This window comes from Shewanella putrefaciens (assembly GCF_016406305.1).
GTDB classification, from domain to species: domain Bacteria; phylum Pseudomonadota; class Gammaproteobacteria; order Enterobacterales; family Shewanellaceae; genus Shewanella; species Shewanella putrefaciens_C.
Window position 1 is genome coordinate 3,277,308 of sequence record NZ_CP066369.1, and the last position, 17,533, is coordinate 3,294,840.

The window sequence follows — 17,533 nt, forward strand, 5'->3', positions numbered from 1 at the left end:
TAAAATAAATCTGGTACAGAATTATAAATAGCCTCAATTAACGCTATGTTAGTATCTGCGTGGGATAACTTTCAGTCTCACCCAGTATCAAAATGACTAACACAAGATGAAGCGTTTTCGTCTCATAATAATGAACATTAGAAGGCTTAGCATAGAAAAAATATTTACTACACCTCCAGAATCACCGCCCTCACTTGGCTCCGGTCTAGGTGTTACTGGATCGTTCTTATAAATATTTAACATTACCATGGAATCCGAACTTGCTCCTTGGGGGTCTTTAGCGGTTATCGTTAATACATAAGTACCGGGTTGAGCAACATTTACACTAAGCATCCCCTCAGAATTTACTGAGACACCTGCTACATTGGAGTTAATTGAATATGAAATTTCATCTCGTTCAATGTCGCTAAATATATTATTTAAATCTAGCTCAGAATTAATTCCAGCTTCAAAAGACCACATACCAACGCCGAAATCAATCTTAAACTCAGCATTAGGCAACCATATTGGAGCACGATTTCTTGGAATAACATGAAAAACAAACGGTGTTGAATTAACTGTTTCTATTCCATCAGACACTTGTATAGAAATAGGGCTTAAAACGCCAGATAATCCATTAGGGATAATGCCAAATACAACCCCATTACTGTCAATGCTAAGCCAAGATGGTGCATTTAAAAGTCGATAATTCAATATATCCTTATCTTCATCATGGGCTCTAAATTGAAAGTTAATTATATCTCCATCACTAAAAAACAATTCAGCACCATTAGATACTACTGGCTGTCTATTATTTTTATCATGTTCACACTGAGCATTCACTATACATTCAATATCAACAATCTTTAACTCTGCTGATAATGTCGTACTAATATTAAAAATTGACAATAATAGTTTCCCATCAATGGAAGACAGTATGGTATTGTAAAGGCCAGCAGAGAAGAAATAAATATCTTGCTCTAAACTATCTATCATAAATAAGTAACTCACTGAACCACGATACGCCTCTGTGTAGGTAAAATACGCCGTTCCGAATATATAGCGCTGGTCCTCACTACTCCCTGCCAGCAAAAAGGATTTTCTACCTGGATACTTTGAGATCTCATCAAGTTTACTTGTATCAATCTCACTGTAGTAACCAGATCGCAATGAACCAATAGTCAAATTATCGATAATATATAAAGAATTAATACCATAGGCCTTATTAAAATCAAGCATCGGAGTTGATATATTTTTAGCAGGTATAAGTGACACCTCATCAGCTAATGAAACCGTATACACCTCCTGATACCAATCACCATTGGGCGCATCTAGACTATAATGAAACTCATTTGTTTTATTGTTAAATGAATTACTAAAAAATCTAAAATTTCGTCCCCCTTGGTTAGGGTGTATTAATTTAGGTTCACTATTCTTATTACAGTCATATCTATAGACAGCATTATCTTTGATATAATATATAAAGCCTATTGATGCTGCATCGAAAGAAATATTAAAAGGTAATTCACTAACAATTACTTCAAACGAGTTATCTTTAATTACTTTAAGATTACTATTGTCGTACAAAACAAAAGTATTACCACAAGACTTTAAAACACCTTCCTCACCACTGTTCACACTAACTGTTTGATCATTGACAATTGATATTTTAATAAATTCCTTAGGATCACTATCGCTCTCAGCAAAAGCATACGAATCCTTAACCGCCCTAAATTTATATATTCTTTTATTACGTTCACCCGTGGCAACCTTAATTAATTTAAACACTTCCAAATCTATTCTATACAAATCAAACCCAGAAGTAACATATAATTTATTATTATCTTTAAACACTAAAGGATTATCCACTACTGAAGCAATATCGATAGGCGATATATGCTTAACAATACCATTGTAATCTACAAAATTGACTTCATAATTATATTGCCCCATCTGCGAGTTTAAATGATTATTGTTTTTCTGTAATATTAACCAGCCATTATTAACAGCATTTGCACTTAAGACATCTGCAGATTCATTGAACCCAAACCCATCTGCAAAAGTTATTTTTTCAACACGCTTTGATTTTGAATTAAATCGATATAAGCCTGGATAGGGCAAACTATATACAAAGTAAAGCTCACCACCAATAATCCTTTTTGGTGTGAATCTGGAGTTTACATAATCAAGACTAAATTCATTAGAAGTATGCTCATCAGCTACACCTAATCGATGACCAAGGATTTCATAAGTAAAATCATTGATATTTAATTTAACAAGCTTATTGTTTTCAAAAACTTCGTTATATTGATAGTAATAATATGTTTCACCATCATTCATAATCGGCATAATGCTTAGTTCAAATGGGTCTTCCCGCTCGTATAAGGAGGTTTTTTTTTGTAATGAAAAGTCTACTTTAAATATTTCAGGAAATGGTTTATAGTATTTATCTTTGAAGGATTGAATAACAACCCCAGTCTTACCCACCCCCAAAATTTTCAAATCAAGAATAGGTGCATCATTGATATGATTTAAATTTGAGACTCTAAATTCTTTTGTTTTTGTATTAAATGCATAAATACAAACATTATCATAATTACCAGACAAGAAAAAAAGTTCATCACCATTTCGAGTAATATTTGTAGTAGATGATAAAAGTACAGACGAATCATTATCTGTACAGACAGGTATATCTTTTGTTAGAAAGTGATCTTGATATCCTAAATCTAACGAGAATGAACTAAGTTGTTGTTCAGTTCCATTAATAAAAAAATGTTCTTTTTTTGTAATTACGTTACTATAGATATTTTTATCAAGTGCAATGTCTTTATGCCCAGGATACGAGTCAGGCAAAAAATAAAGAATTCCGTCAACTTCGTAATACATAATTTCAGAGTATGTAAAATTATCAGATATCACTCCCTCACTGGAACTTCCTTTTAATAATAACTCATTACCAATAGAATAATATATCCCAATACTAGATTTCCATTTAAAACTGTTGAACAGGGAGGCTTTAGTATACCCCTCACTTTCAACGCCAAACTTGTCATTCCATTCTGATGTTCCAGATAATGTCCCATCCGTAACGACATACATCTCTACAATGTTATTTTCAGCTACCGACAGCTTAACTAAAATCTTATCCTTACTATATGGCTTAACGTTAACAACATTAATTACTGCTGAATTACCATGTATATCTTTAATATTATTTAACAGATTTTCACTTTTTTCCGTTTTTAGATTGTATGAATACAGTCCAAGATCATTTGAACCATCTATATCACTATAAATCAAATGATTTCCTATATGATATGTAAACACGAATGAATTTAAAGTCTCAATTAAGTTTGGATATTTAATTTTCGATGTCAAATCTTCCGCAATCAACTCTTTATAATTTTTATTTATATCAACAAGAACCCCGCTCACATCAGAGTCAAAAGCCAATACTTTTGTTACGACAAATAAATTTATCAAGCATACTGTACACAAAAAAACGTTAACTACCGCCAACAAAAATTTCCTTTTCATCTTACCTTTCATCCTACTTGTTAAAAATTAACAATACACACCGTTAACCGAATGCCAAACATAGCAAAAAAATTACAATTTTAACAATGTATGTAGAATTTCAGTTTGAATCCAGAGTTATTTCAACAATTTTCTTTAGCTTGAAATCGACACCTACATATTGTTTCAGCAGATGTTTTGTGGTATCGAAATAGAGGAGTTTAGCCCGAAAGGGTTAAGCTCCTTTTTTATGGCATTCGATTACGAGGAGCTGACTTTTACACTATTTCAAACTGACACTATTTCAAGCTAGCAAAGTAGGCCACCAGCATATCCATCATCACCCTAAGTGCAGGTTGCATATGTTTGCGGGATTGATATACACCATAAACGCCCAGTGACTGCGGCTTAAATTCAGTTAATAAAGGCACTAGCTGACCCGAGTCTAAGTAGGGTTTCGCCGCCCAAACGGGCTGCATGGCAATCCCCTCACCCGCCAGCGTGGCATTCAGCACTACCATAGAATCATTGGCGCTGAAATTTCCCTTAACGGGAATATTAAAGGCCTGGCCTAACTCACTCTGGTTCAACTGATTCTGATTCAACTGACTCTGATTCAACTGACTCTGGTTTAACTGACTCTGGTTTAACTGATAGTCCGGCATAGTGTTCGATATTGTGCCGAGTTTGGTAAATCGCCACATCACATCGCCAAAATAGGAATAGGTTAAACAATTATGCTGGGTCAAATCCTCTGGATGAGTAATGGCTCTGCGGGAGGCGAGATAACGCGGCGCGGCGCACACCACAGACTCACATTCACCTAAGCGCCTCGCGATAAGATTAGGATCGAGTTCATTGGTGATGCGAATCGCCAGATCAATCCGCTCGGCAACCAGATCGACGGTTTGGCTACTCACGTGAAAATTCACGCTCGCCTGCGGATAACTGGCTAAATATTGCCGAACCACGGGCGCTAAAATCTGATGCGCCATAAATTGTGAGCAGCTAATGCGAAGCAATCCCCGCGGGATCGCCACACCAGCATGACTGACCGCCGGCACTTCGTTAGCCAGCTCGAGCAACCTATGGCAATAATCCAACACTTGCTCACCCGCTGGCGTCAAGCTGAGGCTACGTGTCGAGCGATGCAATAGCCGAGCGCCAGACCAGTCTTCCATTTCACTCAGGTAACGGGTCACCATAGAACGGGACATATCTAAAGCATTGGCGGCGCTGATCATGCTGCCACGCTCAACAATCGCCACAAACACCTTAGCCGCTTCGAGTCTGTCCATTACCTATCTCCACTCACGTTCACTCAATTTCAATCAACCTCTTTCAATCACTCAAGGGCACACAGACTCAAAGGCTCATTTACAGGTTCAAGATCATTCGACAATTCATCCGATTTATGCAACAAACTTGGGCATTTTAACGCCTTTATCTAGTGATTTTTGCAACTTATACTTTACTCACTTTTGCAACAACTGCAAATCAACGACTTAAACCTTGAATATAAGTGAGCCCAAAATGAACACATCGACCTATGCAATACATAACATACTGAAAGCTACCTTTAAGGCTTCGTCTAACATCGGCCTAGCTGCCACGTTATTACTTGCGGGGATGAGTGCCGTCAATGCTGCGCCATTGCAAGTGAGCCATTTTAATCCGGGCGAAAACAGTATCTTTGCCGTGTCATCAAGCTTTATCAGCGGCGAGCGTGAAATGATGTTAGTCGATGCACAATTTCAAAATAACGATGCCCAAACCTTGGTCGATACCATCAAGGCCAGCGGTAAAAAGCTGACTCAGGTGTATATCAGCCATAGCGATCCTGATTTCTATTTCGGCTTAGCCGTGATTAAAAAGAATTTCCCCGATGCACAAATCGTCGCGACTCAAACCACTGTCGATGCCATTAAAGCCTCAATGGAAGGCAAACTCGCCTACTGGGGGCCGATTTTAAAGGACAATGCGCCAAGGGAATTAGTGTTACCTAAGGTGATTCACAGTGACACTTTCACTATCGACGGTGAGCAAGTGATTATTAAAGGTTTTAATGATAAACACCCTAAACACACTTTCCTGTGGGTGCCCTCGGTAAAAACCATTACAGGTGGCGTAGAAGTATTTGATAACACGCACGTTTGGATGGCTGACACTCAAACTACCTCTGAGCGTCAGGAATGGTTAACCCATTTAGATGCAATGGAAAAACTGCTGCCGACGACCGTAATCCCAGGGCATTACTTAGGCAAGACGCAGTTTGATACTAGCGCCATTACTTTTACCCGTGAATATGTAAAAGCCTTTGAAGTCGCAGCAAAATCCTCAAAAGATTCAGCCGAATTAATCCAGAAGATGCTGGCGCTATACCCAAAAATACCAGCCGATGCAGGGCTTGAGATCAGCGCCAAAGTCATCATGGGCGAAATGACCTGGCCTATGTAAGCCCAGCCATATTTATCTAGGCGATTAGATACAAGCATTTAAGTGCAAATAGTTAAAGACGGGCACGTGAGCGATTGCGTGCCATTTTTTAGCTAAATAACTGCACCTAAATAACGGTACCAATCTAACTATTTTAATCAATGTTCTCAAAGGGCTTAAGTCGCTAATGTAGCCAGGAACTTAAGCCAAAAGGTTTAACACTATGACTCAGCCAACAACTCATCCAACTAGTACAACCAGCAGCACAGCAACGGCCAAAGAGCGTACTCTGCACGCCATTATCGACCCTTTATGCGGTTGGTGTTATGCCGCAGCGCCTTTACTCGATGCCGCCGCAAAAGCAGGTTTTACCATTAAGCTCCACGGCGGCGGTATGCTCACAGGATCTAGGTGCAAACAAATCGATGCCAACTGGCGCGACTATGTGATGCCCCACGATCTGCGTATTAGCGAACTAACCGGCCAACCCTTCGGGGAAAACTACTTTAACGGTCTGCTGCGCGATACCACAATCGTACTCGACTCGGCGCCCCCCATTAAAGCCATGCTCGCAGTCGATGCTATGGGTGGCGACAGTTTGGCCTATCTACACTCAGTGCAACTCGCCCACTACCGCAATGGTCACAGTGCTAGTGATGAAGGCAATCTCACAAGATTAGCCACAGCGCAGGGATTTAGCTCAAACGACTTCGTAGCACAATATGCGCAAGCTGAAGACAAACTCGATGAGCATATAATCGAATCACGGGCTCTGCTCAACCGGATAGGTGCCCAAGGTTTTCCTTCGATAGCGATAGAAGCTGATAATGGCGCAATAATCGCCATCAATATCAACCGCTACTATGGCCAGCCAGAGCAGTGGATAAGCTACCTTAAAACACCATTTACTGGGCTATACTCAAACCAAATATGACTCACTAACGTGCTGGACTGTATATGGAGAAAACCTTATCTCTGATAGCGAGCTTAATGCTACTGCTATCGAGCTATACTCCTGACGCACTTGCGGGCCGTGAACTTCATTTAGTCGCCACGAATTACCCGCCTTTTTATGCCGATAACCTACCCGAACAAGGGGGCGTTGCCCAAGTGGTGAAGGAGGCCTTTAAACGCCAAGGTTACGATGTTAGCCTTAAGTTTTATCCCTTCGCCCGCGCGGCGCTCCTAGTCAAAACTGGCCAAGCCGATGCCATAGTGGGGCTCTGGTATCGTAAAGAGCGCGAACAATGGGCGCAGTATTCTGAGCCCATCCAACCCGTACAAATCGTGTTTTATAAACGTAAAGATCATTCCCTCAGTTTTAGCCAACTGTCCGATCTCAAACCCTACACCATCGGCATTGGCCGTGGTTATGCTAACCCACCGGAGATCTTCGCGGCTGGCCTCACGACCGAAGAAAGCAATTCCGATGAAATGAATCTCAAAAAGTTATTTCTAAAACGTATTGATTTAATCTTGATAGGCAATAACTTAGCAAGATACTTAATCAAAAAAGGCCCTCCTGAGTATGCAGATGCTTTCGAGCCAGTAGGCCAGCCCATAGCGACTGAGGTCTTCCACTTAGGTGTATCCTTAGCCATAGCAGATCATCAACAGTTAGTGGCCGATTTTAATCAGGGTCTGATGAGCATGAAAAACGACGGCCGTTTATCCACTATTTTGAGCCAATTTCCACAGATAGAGCTGGCACAGGCACCCACAGAGAAAACCCACGCCGAGGTGCATCCCTAATATCCCGCCTTAAATCATTGCGCCTAAATATGCTACATCGCAGAATATTTTCACCTTTCAGCCGCTCTACGCTGCGATTTAGAGGCCACTTAGTGCACAATCCCTGTGCTCTAAGGTGCAAAACACAATTTCTTTCACTTTCGTGAGCTTAACTTTACAAATTTTTACCCTATTGGCATTGGTTGTTCACTAGAATAGCGCCATTAGCAGTATCGCCCTATTAACAGCCTTTTGTGCGAGATAATCATTCCAATGAAAAAAACCATTATTGCCATTGCCTTAATTGCGGTGATTGCCACAGCCGTAAGCTTTAGTGATGTCCTTCAAGCGGCTAAACCCGAAAATGCCCCGCACCTGATGCGCACCGTTCCCGTGGTTACAGGGACTGTAGTAGAGCACCCACTGACGCAATCTATTTCCTTAATTGGTAAACTCGCGGCCGAACGCGCCGTGGTGATTGCACCGCAGGTCACGGGCAAAATCAAACAAATCGCAGTGACCTCCAACCAAGCGGTTAAAAAAGGTCAATTACTGATCGAACTCGATGATATGAAGGCCCAAGCCGCCGTTGCCGAGGCCAATGCCTTCTTAAACGATGAAAGACGTAAACTAAAAGAATTTGAAAAACTGATCAGCCGTAATGCTATCACCCAAACCGAGATTGACGCCCAAAAGGCCAGTGTCGATATCGCTCAGGCGCGCTTAGCTTCTGCCCAGGCGGAGTTACATTACCATTCACTCATCGCCCCCTTTGCAGGTAAGACAGGGTTAATCAATTTTAGTGAAGGTAAAATGGTCAGCATGGGCACAGAGCTGATGACCTTGGATGATTTGTCCAGTATGAGACTGGACCTTCAAGTACCGGAGCATTATCTGTCACAACTGAGTATCGGCATGCCAGTGTCCGCCAGCAGCCGCGCTTGGCCGGGGGAGCTTTTTACCGGTAAAGTGGTCGCCATCGATCCCCGCGTAAACGAAGAAACCCTAAACCTTAAGATCCGCGTTCAGTTTGAGAACCCTAAAAACCGCTTAAAACCGGGGATGATGATGTCATCCACCATCACCTTCCCGCCAATTATTGCGCCGATTGTGCCAGTACAAGCCCTCGAATATTCGGGCACTAAACGCTATGTCTATGTGGTCAGCCCAGATCATATCGCCCAGCGTACCGAAGTGATCCTAGGTGCCCGCGTGGGTGATCAAGTGCTTATCGATAGCGGTTTAAAGATTGGCGATAAAGTCGTCGTGCAGGGATTAGTGAATATGCGCGATGGTTTAAAAATCAATGAAGTGACCCTCGATACTAAGCAAACGGGCACCAGCTCCGCCGAGGCTGCCGAGACGAAAACGACGGAGACCAAATAATGTGGCTATCGGATGTTTCAGTTAAACGCCCCGTCGTTGCTATCGTTTTAAGCTTACTGCTGTGCGTCTTTGGTTTAGTGTCTTTTACTAAACTCTCGGTAAGGGAAATGCCCGATGTCGAGAGCCCAGTGGTCACCGTCAGCACCAGTTATTCCGGTGCCTCCGCGGCTATTATGGAGAGTCAAATCACTAAAACCCTCGAAGATGAACTGACGGGGATCAGTGGTATCGATGAAATCACCTCCACCACCCGCAACGGAAGCTCGCGCATCACGGTCAAATTTCTCCTCGGCTGGGACTTAACCGAAGGGGTCAGTGATGTGCGCGACGCCGTTGCCCGTGGTCAACGCCGTTTACCCGAAGATGCGGATGACCCTGTCGTTTCTAAGGATAATGGTTCGGGCGAGCCTTCGGTCTATGTCAATTTAAGCTCTACCGTGATGGACCGAACTCAACTCACAGATTATGCCCAGCGGGTATTAGAGGACAGATTTAGTCTTATCAGCGGCGTGAGTTCAATCAGTATCTCAGGCGGCCTATACAAGGTGATGTATGTCAAGCTTAGGCCTGAGCAAATGGCTGGGCGTAACGTCACAGTCACGGATATCACCAATGCATTGCGTAAGGAAAACGTCGAAACCCCCGGCGGCCAAGTGCGCAACGATACGACCGTCATGTCGGTACGAACCAAACGGCTTTACTACACGCCGCAGGATTTTGACTACTTAGTGGTACGCACCGCTAGCGATGGCACACCCATCTATTTAAAAGATGTGGCCGATGTGGCCGTCGGTGCACAGAACGAAAACTCCACCTTTAAGAGCGACGGCATTGTTAACTTAAGTTTAGGGGTGATCACCCAATCCGATGCCAACCCCTTAGTGGTCGCGCAGGAAGTACATAAAGAGGTCGATCGCATTCAAAACTTCCTGCCAGAAGGCACTAGCCTTGTGGTCGACTTCGATTCCACCGTGTTTATCGATCGCTCTATCGATGAGGTGTATAACACCCTCTATGTCACTGGGGCGCTCGTCGTATTAGTGCTCTATATCTTTATTGGCCAAGCTCGGGCGACCTTAATTCCCGCAGTCACAGTTCCTGTGTCTCTGATCTCGGCATTTATCGCCGCCAATATGTTCGGTTATTCGATTAACCTATTGACCTTAATGGCATTAATTCTATCCATTGGCCTAGTCGTTGACGATGCGATTGTGGTCGTCGAGAACATATTCCACCATATCGAAAAAGGGGAAGAACCCTTACTCGCCGCCTATAAAGGCACACGGGAAGTGGGCTTTGCGGTAGTGGCCACCACCGCCGTATTAGTCATGGTATTCCTGCCCATTTCCTTTATGGATGGTATGGTTGGCCTGTTATTTACCGAGTTTTCGGTAATGTTAGCTGTGTCTGTGCTGTTTTCATCCTTAGTCGCCCTAACGCTTACACCAGTGCTCAGTAGTAAATTACTGAAGGCCAATGTGAAACCTAATCGTTTCAATCTGTGGGTTGATGCTGGCTTTGCGGCGATGGAAAAGGTTTATCGCACCGCGGTGACTAAGGCGATCCGTTTTCGATTAATTGCCCCGATAGTGATCATCGCCTGCGTGGGCGGCAGTGGATGGTTAATGCAACAAGTACCTTCGCAGCTTGCGCCACAGGAGGACCGCGGCGTGCTCTACGCCTTTGTTAAAGGCGCCGAAGGCACGAGTTACAACCGTATGACGGCGAACATGGACATAGTCGAAGACAGGCTGATGCCTTTGTTGGGTAAGGGCGTGCTGCGATCCTTTAGCGTGCAAGCCCCCGCCTTCGGTGGCCGTGCTGGCGATCAAACTGGCTTTGTGATCATGCAGTTAGAGGATTGGGGCAACAGAAATGTCACGGCGCAGCAGGCCCTTGGCATGATCAGCAAAGCCTTAAAAGATATCCCCGATGTGATGGTTCGCCCTATGATGCCAGGTTTTAGGGGGCAATCGAGTGAACCCGTACAATTTGTGCTTGGCGGCTCAGATTACGCCGAACTGTTTAAATGGGCACAGATATTAAAAGAGGAAGCCAACGCCAGCCCGCTCATGGAAGGTGCCGACTTAGACTATGCCGAAACCACTCCAGAGCTTATCGTCAGCGTCGATAAAGAGCGGGCTGCGGAGCTTGGCATCAGTGTCAATGAAGTATCAGAAACCTTAGAGGTGATGCTCGGCGGACGTAAGGAAACCACCTATGTCGATCGCGGCGAAGAATACGATGTGTATCTACGGGGTGACGAAAACAGCTTTAACAACGTCGGAGACTTAAGCCAGATCTATATGCGCTCAGCCAAGGGGGAGTTAGTCACCCTAGACACTGTGACCCATATTGAAGAAGTCGCCTCGGCACAAAAACTCAGCCATACCAATAAGCAAAAATCGATCACCCTTAAAGCAAACCTCAGCGAGGGTTATACCTTAGGTGAAGCACTTAAGTTTCTGGATAATAAATCCATTGAGCTATTACCTAAGGATATTTCGATTGGTTACACCGGTGAATCTAAAGACTTCAAAGAAAATCAAAGCAGTATCCTTATTGTCTTTGGTTTAGCCTTGCTGGTGGCTTACTTAGTGTTAGCGGCTCAGTTTGAGAGCTTTATCAACCCTATGGTGGTGATGTTCACTGTACCTATGGGGGTATTTGGTGGCTTCCTCGGTTTGCTTATCACTAGCCAAGGGATCAACATCTATAGCCAAATAGGCATGATCATGTTGATTGGCATGGTGACTAAAAACGGGATCTTGATTGTCGAATTTGCCAACCAATTACGTGACCGCGGGCTTGAACTCGATAGGGCCATTATCGACGCCTCATCCCGGCGTTTACGACCGATCCTAATGACGGCCTTCACCACCTTAATCGGTGCAGTACCGTTAATATTCTCGACGGGCGCGGGGGCGGAAAGCCGTATCGCAGTGGGCACTGTGGTGTTCTTCGGTATGGCGTTTGCAACTTTCGTGACGCTATTTGTGATCCCCGCCATGTACCGCTTAATCTCGGCAGCGACCCATTCACCGGGTTATGTCGAAGCTAAACTCGAAGCGGCGATTAAAGCACAAGAGTTAGCGGCACAAGAAGCTGCGGCAAAACAGCAGGAACTCGTGCCTAAAGCTTAAGCTCGACGCTTAGACAAAAAGCCAAGGTGCAAAACACCTTGGCTTTTTTGCTTTTGGCTGAACTCAAACAACAGCCTGTGAATGGGTACCCCAACCTAGCATCAGCCCCTTTACATTCGGGGCCATCTTTTATGCTATAGTGTTTTTCCTTCCCTAGGCTGGACATAGTATTGAAAAAAATCGCTTTATTTGTCGATGTGCAAAACATCTATTACACCTGCCGCGAAGCCTATGGCCGCCAATTTAATTACCGCAAATTATGGCAACACTTAGGTTATGAGGGGGACATAGTGCTGGCCGTGGCCTATGCCATCCACAGGGGTGACGATGGGCAGTTAAAATTCCAAGACGCACTAAAACACATAGGTTTTGAGGTGAAGTTAAAACCTTTTATCCAGCGCAGCGATGGCTCGGCCAAGGGCGACTGGGATGTAGGGATCACTATCGATATTATGGAAGCGGCGAGCGAAGTCGATACTGTGATCTTATTGTCTGGGGATGGTGATTTCGATTTATTACTGCAAAAAATCCATCAAAAATATGGCGTTGAAACCCAAGTCTATGGCGTCCCTACCCTGACGGCGAAATCCTTAAGGGATGCAGCGTCCCAATTTCATCCCATAGATGAGGCGCTCTTACTCTAGTGTCCCAAATGCGGCTATCAATCACGATAACCGCTTTTAAAACAGCAATTGGGGTCATCGACGTTAACACACGCCTACTCAAACACGCCTACTGGCTACTGATAGGTGATGTCCGAATACATAGGTGCAAGACGTTTTAGGAAGGCATTGCGGGTCGATAATGGGATCTGTAACTCCTTCATCGATTCAATCAAATGGCCGACTAAGGCATCAAAATCCGCCTGGGTAATATTCAACCCCTTATGGGTATTTGCCATAGTGTCACCTCGGTAATCGCAGCCCCCATCAGTAACCAAACAAAAATGCTCAATAACACGTTCACGAAATACAGCAATATCCGTCTCTTGGAAATGATGCACTATGCGACTATCGGTTGCGATACGGGCCAATAAGCCATCGACTATCGCAGAGACGCCAACTTCACCGCCTAAATCTTGGTATAAGCTTTGCTGGCTTGCGGTATGACTATTTGAGCTAACATCTGGCGCCGACGTTTCTGCCGTTTGCACCGCGCAACCAGTGAAAAAAAACAAGGCGGCGAAAGGTAATAGCTTCAGCAATAAACGACTCATAGCGCGCCCTCCACCGACACATACCAACCCTGCTGATCGTCAAAACCCGCAATACTGCCTAAATTTGCATAGGCCGTGACCACAGAAAGGTGCTTATTGATAAACCAAGCTAAAAATACATCCTGCCAATCATCCTCACGGGCAAAAGCTAACTCATTGGGTTTTTGGCGATATTCGATACCTAGTGCCACATTATCCGTCAGCAATACCGCCGCAGAGGCTTCGAGCACAAACTGATAATCACTGCTGGCTTGAGTACCAAAACCCAATAAACCCGTTTGATTCGCTTTAGTTGCACGCACTGTGCCATTAAGTAATAAGTTACGCCCCGCCACCGCATCAAAAAAGACTTTGCTGGCAGCAACATACACATCTAAGCCCCAATCAGAGCGCGCCCCAACTGCCTGAGAAATCGCAAAGTCATCGACCCTTTTATACTGGGCGCCAAGGGTGATTTGCGGCATAGCCGTATAAAGCAACTCTCCGGCAAGCTTATACTTTACCCCAAAGATATCTTGGCCTAATTCGCCGCCCATAGTCTCTAAATCAAAGGTTTGACGAGCGGCGCTGAGCTCAAATCGATTATCAAAACTCAAGGAAGCGCCAATCACTTTCAGCGTAAAATCATCGACATAAACGCCCGTCGCCATCGCCGTTGCCGACCATTCATCGCTACTGCCATAACCGTTGATCACCGCCCACGGCACTATGCCACCGCCCGCACTGCCTTCAATCATAGTACCGCCGCCAGTAGCAACCACACGGCTACCTTCTGCAAATGCAGGAACAATGCCCAGTAATAACAACAGGCAAAGTAACGCCTTGATATAACGCCAAAGGAATAAATTCAGCGGCAATGCATGCATGGGAATAGTCATTCGAAACTCCGCTTTTATTCTGTGAAAGACAACGGCTAAGTCTAATGCGCTTTTTAGCCTTGTTAGGCAATTCACTTATATCACTGAGTTTTTTCTTGGTTAAACGCCTCAAACCACAGATCAAACTCAGCCGCTTTTAAGGGTTTTGAAAACACGTAGCCTTGGATGATATCGCAATTGAGGTTACGCAGAATTTCAACGCCTTCTGGTTCCTCAACCCCTTCGGCCACTACGGTAAAACCTAGGCCGTGGATCAATTGAATGCTGGTGTTTACTATCATCACATCTTGGCTATTTGTGAGCATGTCTTTGATAAAACTACGATCAATTTTTACTTCATTGACGGGCAACATTTTCAAATAGGCTAAGGATGAATGGCCTGTACCGAAGTCGTCGATGGCGACGGACACGCCCATATCACGGAAGCGTTGTAATACACTCACCACAGTCTGCGCATCTTTCATCACCGCGCCTTCGGTCACTTCGATGCAGAGTGCGCCGCTTGGCAGATTATTATCTTTTAATAAACTGGCAATTTGATTGGGCAAGCGGGTATCAACTAAATCATGGGCCGACAGGTTAATGGCCAGTTTTAGCCCCATACCTTGCTGCTGCCATGCCACTAATTGCTGAATCGCCTGCTGCAACACCCATTGGCTGACGATATCAATGTTGCCAGAGTTTTCAGCGAGTTGAATAAATTCATCGGGAGGAATAAACCCTAAGCTTGGATGCTGCCAGCGGATCAATGCCTCGGCGCCAGTACACTGATTTAGATGCAAATCCACCTTAGGTTGGAACACTAAATACAGTTGGTTTTGTGCTAAACCTATGGGCAAATCGCGAATAAGCATAAGCTCGCGCTGGTATTTTTCATCGGCGCCCTGTCGATAACTGACGATACGTTGCTCTTCGAAACAGGCTTGATTGAGGGCAATTTCGGCGCGGCGCACTAACACATCGATATCGGCGCCATTGCCATCGATTTCCAATAATCCCGCCCGCACGGTAAGAGAAATGTTTGAGCCTTGAATAGGAAAGGGGGACTCCAACATATCCAATGATTTCAGCAGGTGCTCGGGACGAATACCTTGGCTATATAGCAGTAAAAAGGAGTCGCCGTCTAACCGCGCGAGTAAATCTGGAGTCGGGGCTAATTGCTCTAAGCGGCGGGCAAAAAGTACCAGTAAAGTATCGGCGTTGGCAAAACCGATAATATCGTTGATATGGCGAAAATGTTTAATATCCAACAACACCATAGCTCCGGAGAGCTCATTTTTAAGATCGGCTAAATGCTGTTTTGCCGCAAAACGATTGAGTAGCCCAGTCAAACTGTCGTGGCGGGATTGATAGACTAAATCCTTTTCCCGCGCCTCAATATCGTCACGCATCAAAGACAAACTATTGGCCAACACCCGCAGTTCTGCTGGCGCACCTTGAATACTCGCAGGCTGCTTACCTTGGCCAATTGTGCGAGCATAATTCACCAGTTGATGCACAGGTTCGGTCAAACTGCCCGACAACCAAATGGCAATCACAATCGCGAGTGCTGAGGTCAAGGCAAAAATCAGCAGCATATTATTGCGTAAATGCTGGTAACTTTGCTGCCACTTAAGGTTTGACTGATGCAGCAGGGCTAATTGACTGCCGTTATGATCATAAAGTTTGAGCGCCATGGACAGATAGTCCAGGGGAAGATGCTCACTAGGCATGCTCAGCAGGCTGGGTAATAGGCTCGCCTGCTCAAGCACACTGCGTTTTTCATCCTCGGATAAAGTAGAAGCGATTTCAGTCCGACCCGTAGCTTGATTGACAAAGCTCACGTCGATACCGGTAATGGCTTTAGCTTGTTGGGCGACTTTTTCATCCAATAGAAAACCCATGCCAACCCAGGCAATCAAGGTCGGCGCCTTCACGGGCTGCAATACAAATTGATAGCTGGCATGATCAAAGTTGAGGATAGCTAAAGCATTGTTATTACTGGCGGTCATATCGAATAAGGATTGAATATCATCCTGAGTGAGCCCAGGCAGACTCGAGGTCAAAAGCTCCCCTTTTGGTGATAACAACACGGCGGCATCCGCACCGATACGAGAGCCGTGATTGGACAGCACCGACTCAATGGTTTCTTGCTCACCCGTTGCAATCGCGCGCTTAAAACCAAAGTCGGCACTGAGCACGGACAAACTTTGGCTAAGCTGAATACCGCGATTAGAGAGCACTTCGAGAAACACATTAGCGCCAATATCGAGGCTTTTCTGCTGCTGCAAAAAGTTATCCCTTTCGGTCGCAGTCAACACGGAAAAAGCCGTGGCAAATTGCACTAACGTCAGCACAATAAAGAACACTAAAATCAGCCGAGCACGAAAACTATTTAGCATGTAATGGCTTGCCTTGTGCGTCGAAGTGACCAAATCCCGACGGCGGGGCTGATGGCTTTGCTTGGCGCTCGATATCTAGGGACAAACTGAGTTGATTAGCCCCATTAGCGATCAGTAAATCCCTTGGCTCTGAGGCCGCCTTCAGCCAAGGGTGCCAGAGCTTGACTTGATATTGACCAGCGGCAAGATCCTTAAACGCAATCTCACCTCTTTCATCCGTCACCGCGACAATTGGGCTATCTGCCACATAAATAAATGCCTGCATATAATCGTGAATATTACAACCTAACGCCACTAAGCCGGGCTTATCGAACAGGATCGGCGCTTCGGCTTGGCCCACATACAATTTAAGTTCGAAGGGCTTAGCCTCGGAAAACGAATACACATGGTGGCGCGTACGATCTAGGTTAGGAAAATCCACCTTCGCCCCCTTAGGAATCGCCAACACAAAAGGGATAAAGGTCCGATTCTTTTGGGATATTTCATAATGCTCGATAGGCATAGCCCTATCTGGCACCACTGCAGGGATCAACTCAACCACAGTATCGGCAATCGCCTGTTGCTGCAGATCCACTAGGGTAATATTGAGCTCTGAGGCCATGACTTGAGGCAGCAAACAGGTTGAAACACTAAATCCTAGCGCAAATACAACGCGATTTAAGATCATCAGTTACCTCGGGGATATTGATTCAAGGTCAACAAGTACCTTAGCTGAGTACGGCCTAAAACAGTTACAATTCTAATCGCCCCATCGCCATTACGCACGAAAGTAACCACAAATAATTAATAAACAACACTATATATTTCTCACATCCTCCATTTTTAGCGTTAACTTGGCAGGCCATCTACTCTCAAGCTATCCCAATC

General features: G+C 44.7%; 12 protein-coding genes. 6 read left to right on the top strand and 6 right to left on the bottom strand.

Annotated elements, in window-relative coordinates; genetic code table 11:
* Positions 1–96: 96 nt before the first annotated feature.
* Together JFT56_RS14315 and JFT56_RS14320 are read right to left on the bottom strand one after the other, a co-directional pair.
* Positions 97–3,516, bottom strand: a complete 3,420-nt coding sequence (locus JFT56_RS14315; protein ID WP_198780716.1) for a hypothetical protein — start codon at positions 3,514–3,516, stop codon at positions 97–99.
* 278 nt (positions 3,517–3,794) lie between these two features.
* Entirely contained in the window at positions 3,795–4,793 is a 999-nt protein-coding gene (locus JFT56_RS14320) for a LysR family transcriptional regulator (protein ID WP_198780717.1), read from the bottom strand.
* Positions 4,794–5,028: 235 nt separating this feature from the next.
* Here JFT56_RS14320 and JFT56_RS14325 point away from each other — a divergent pair, with 235 nt between their 5' ends.
* From JFT56_RS14325 to JFT56_RS14350, 6 genes are all read left to right on the top strand, one after another.
* Positions 5,029–5,952: an MBL fold metallo-hydrolase gene (locus JFT56_RS14325; protein WP_198780718.1), complete on the top strand. Its 924-nt coding sequence runs from the start codon at positions 5,029–5,031 to the stop codon at positions 5,950–5,952.
* Positions 5,953–6,154: 202 nt separating this feature from the next.
* Positions 6,155–6,865: a DsbA family protein gene (locus tag JFT56_RS14330; RefSeq protein WP_198780719.1), complete on the top strand. Its 711-nt coding sequence runs from the start codon at positions 6,155–6,157 to the stop codon at positions 6,863–6,865.
* A gap of 56 nt (positions 6,866–6,921) precedes the next feature.
* Positions 6,922–7,683: a substrate-binding periplasmic protein gene (locus JFT56_RS14335; protein ID WP_233095609.1), complete on the top strand. Its 762-nt coding sequence runs from the start codon at positions 6,922–6,924 to the stop codon at positions 7,681–7,683.
* 252 nt (positions 7,684–7,935) lie between these two features.
* On the top strand, positions 7,936–9,048 hold the full coding sequence (locus tag JFT56_RS14340; protein WP_198780721.1) for an efflux RND transporter periplasmic adaptor subunit: 1,113 nt from the start codon (positions 7,936–7,938) through the stop codon (positions 9,046–9,048).
* The gene (locus JFT56_RS14345) at positions 9,048–12,191 is read left to right on the top strand and encodes a multidrug efflux RND transporter permease subunit (RefSeq protein ID WP_198780722.1); all 3,144 of its coding nucleotides are present in this window, start codon (positions 9,048–9,050) and stop codon (positions 12,189–12,191) included. Before JFT56_RS14340 ends, JFT56_RS14345 begins: the two co-directional genes overlap by 1 nt.
* Before the next feature lie 170 nt (positions 12,192–12,361).
* Positions 12,362–12,835, top strand: coding sequence for an NYN domain-containing protein (locus JFT56_RS14350; protein ID WP_198780723.1), 474 nt, complete (start codon positions 12,362–12,364; stop codon positions 12,833–12,835).
* A 95-nt stretch (positions 12,836–12,930) separates the two neighbouring features.
* Here the strand turns inward: JFT56_RS14350 and JFT56_RS14355 are convergent, their stop codons facing one another.
* The 4 genes from JFT56_RS14355 to JFT56_RS14370 form a co-directional block, all read right to left on the bottom strand.
* Positions 12,931–13,407 (bottom strand): group I truncated hemoglobin, encoded by a 477-nt coding sequence (locus tag JFT56_RS14355; protein ID WP_198780724.1) that lies wholly within the window; start codon positions 13,405–13,407, stop codon positions 12,931–12,933.
* Entirely contained in the window at positions 13,404–14,285 is an 882-nt protein-coding gene (locus tag JFT56_RS14360) for a DUF3034 family protein (RefSeq protein WP_198780725.1), read from the bottom strand. Before JFT56_RS14360 ends, JFT56_RS14355 begins: the two co-directional genes overlap by 4 nt.
* A gap of 80 nt (positions 14,286–14,365) precedes the next feature.
* Positions 14,366–16,666 carry an EAL domain-containing protein gene (locus JFT56_RS14365; RefSeq protein WP_198780726.1) on the bottom strand — a complete coding sequence of 767 codons (2,301 nt, stop codon included), beginning with the start codon at positions 16,664–16,666 and terminating at the stop codon, positions 14,366–14,368.
* Positions 16,656–17,333, bottom strand: a complete 678-nt coding sequence (locus JFT56_RS14370; protein ID WP_198780727.1) for a methylamine utilization protein — start codon at positions 17,331–17,333, stop codon at positions 16,656–16,658. The genes JFT56_RS14365 and JFT56_RS14370 overlap by 11 nt, the downstream gene beginning before the upstream one ends.
* Between the last annotated feature and the right edge of the window lie 200 nt (positions 17,334–17,533).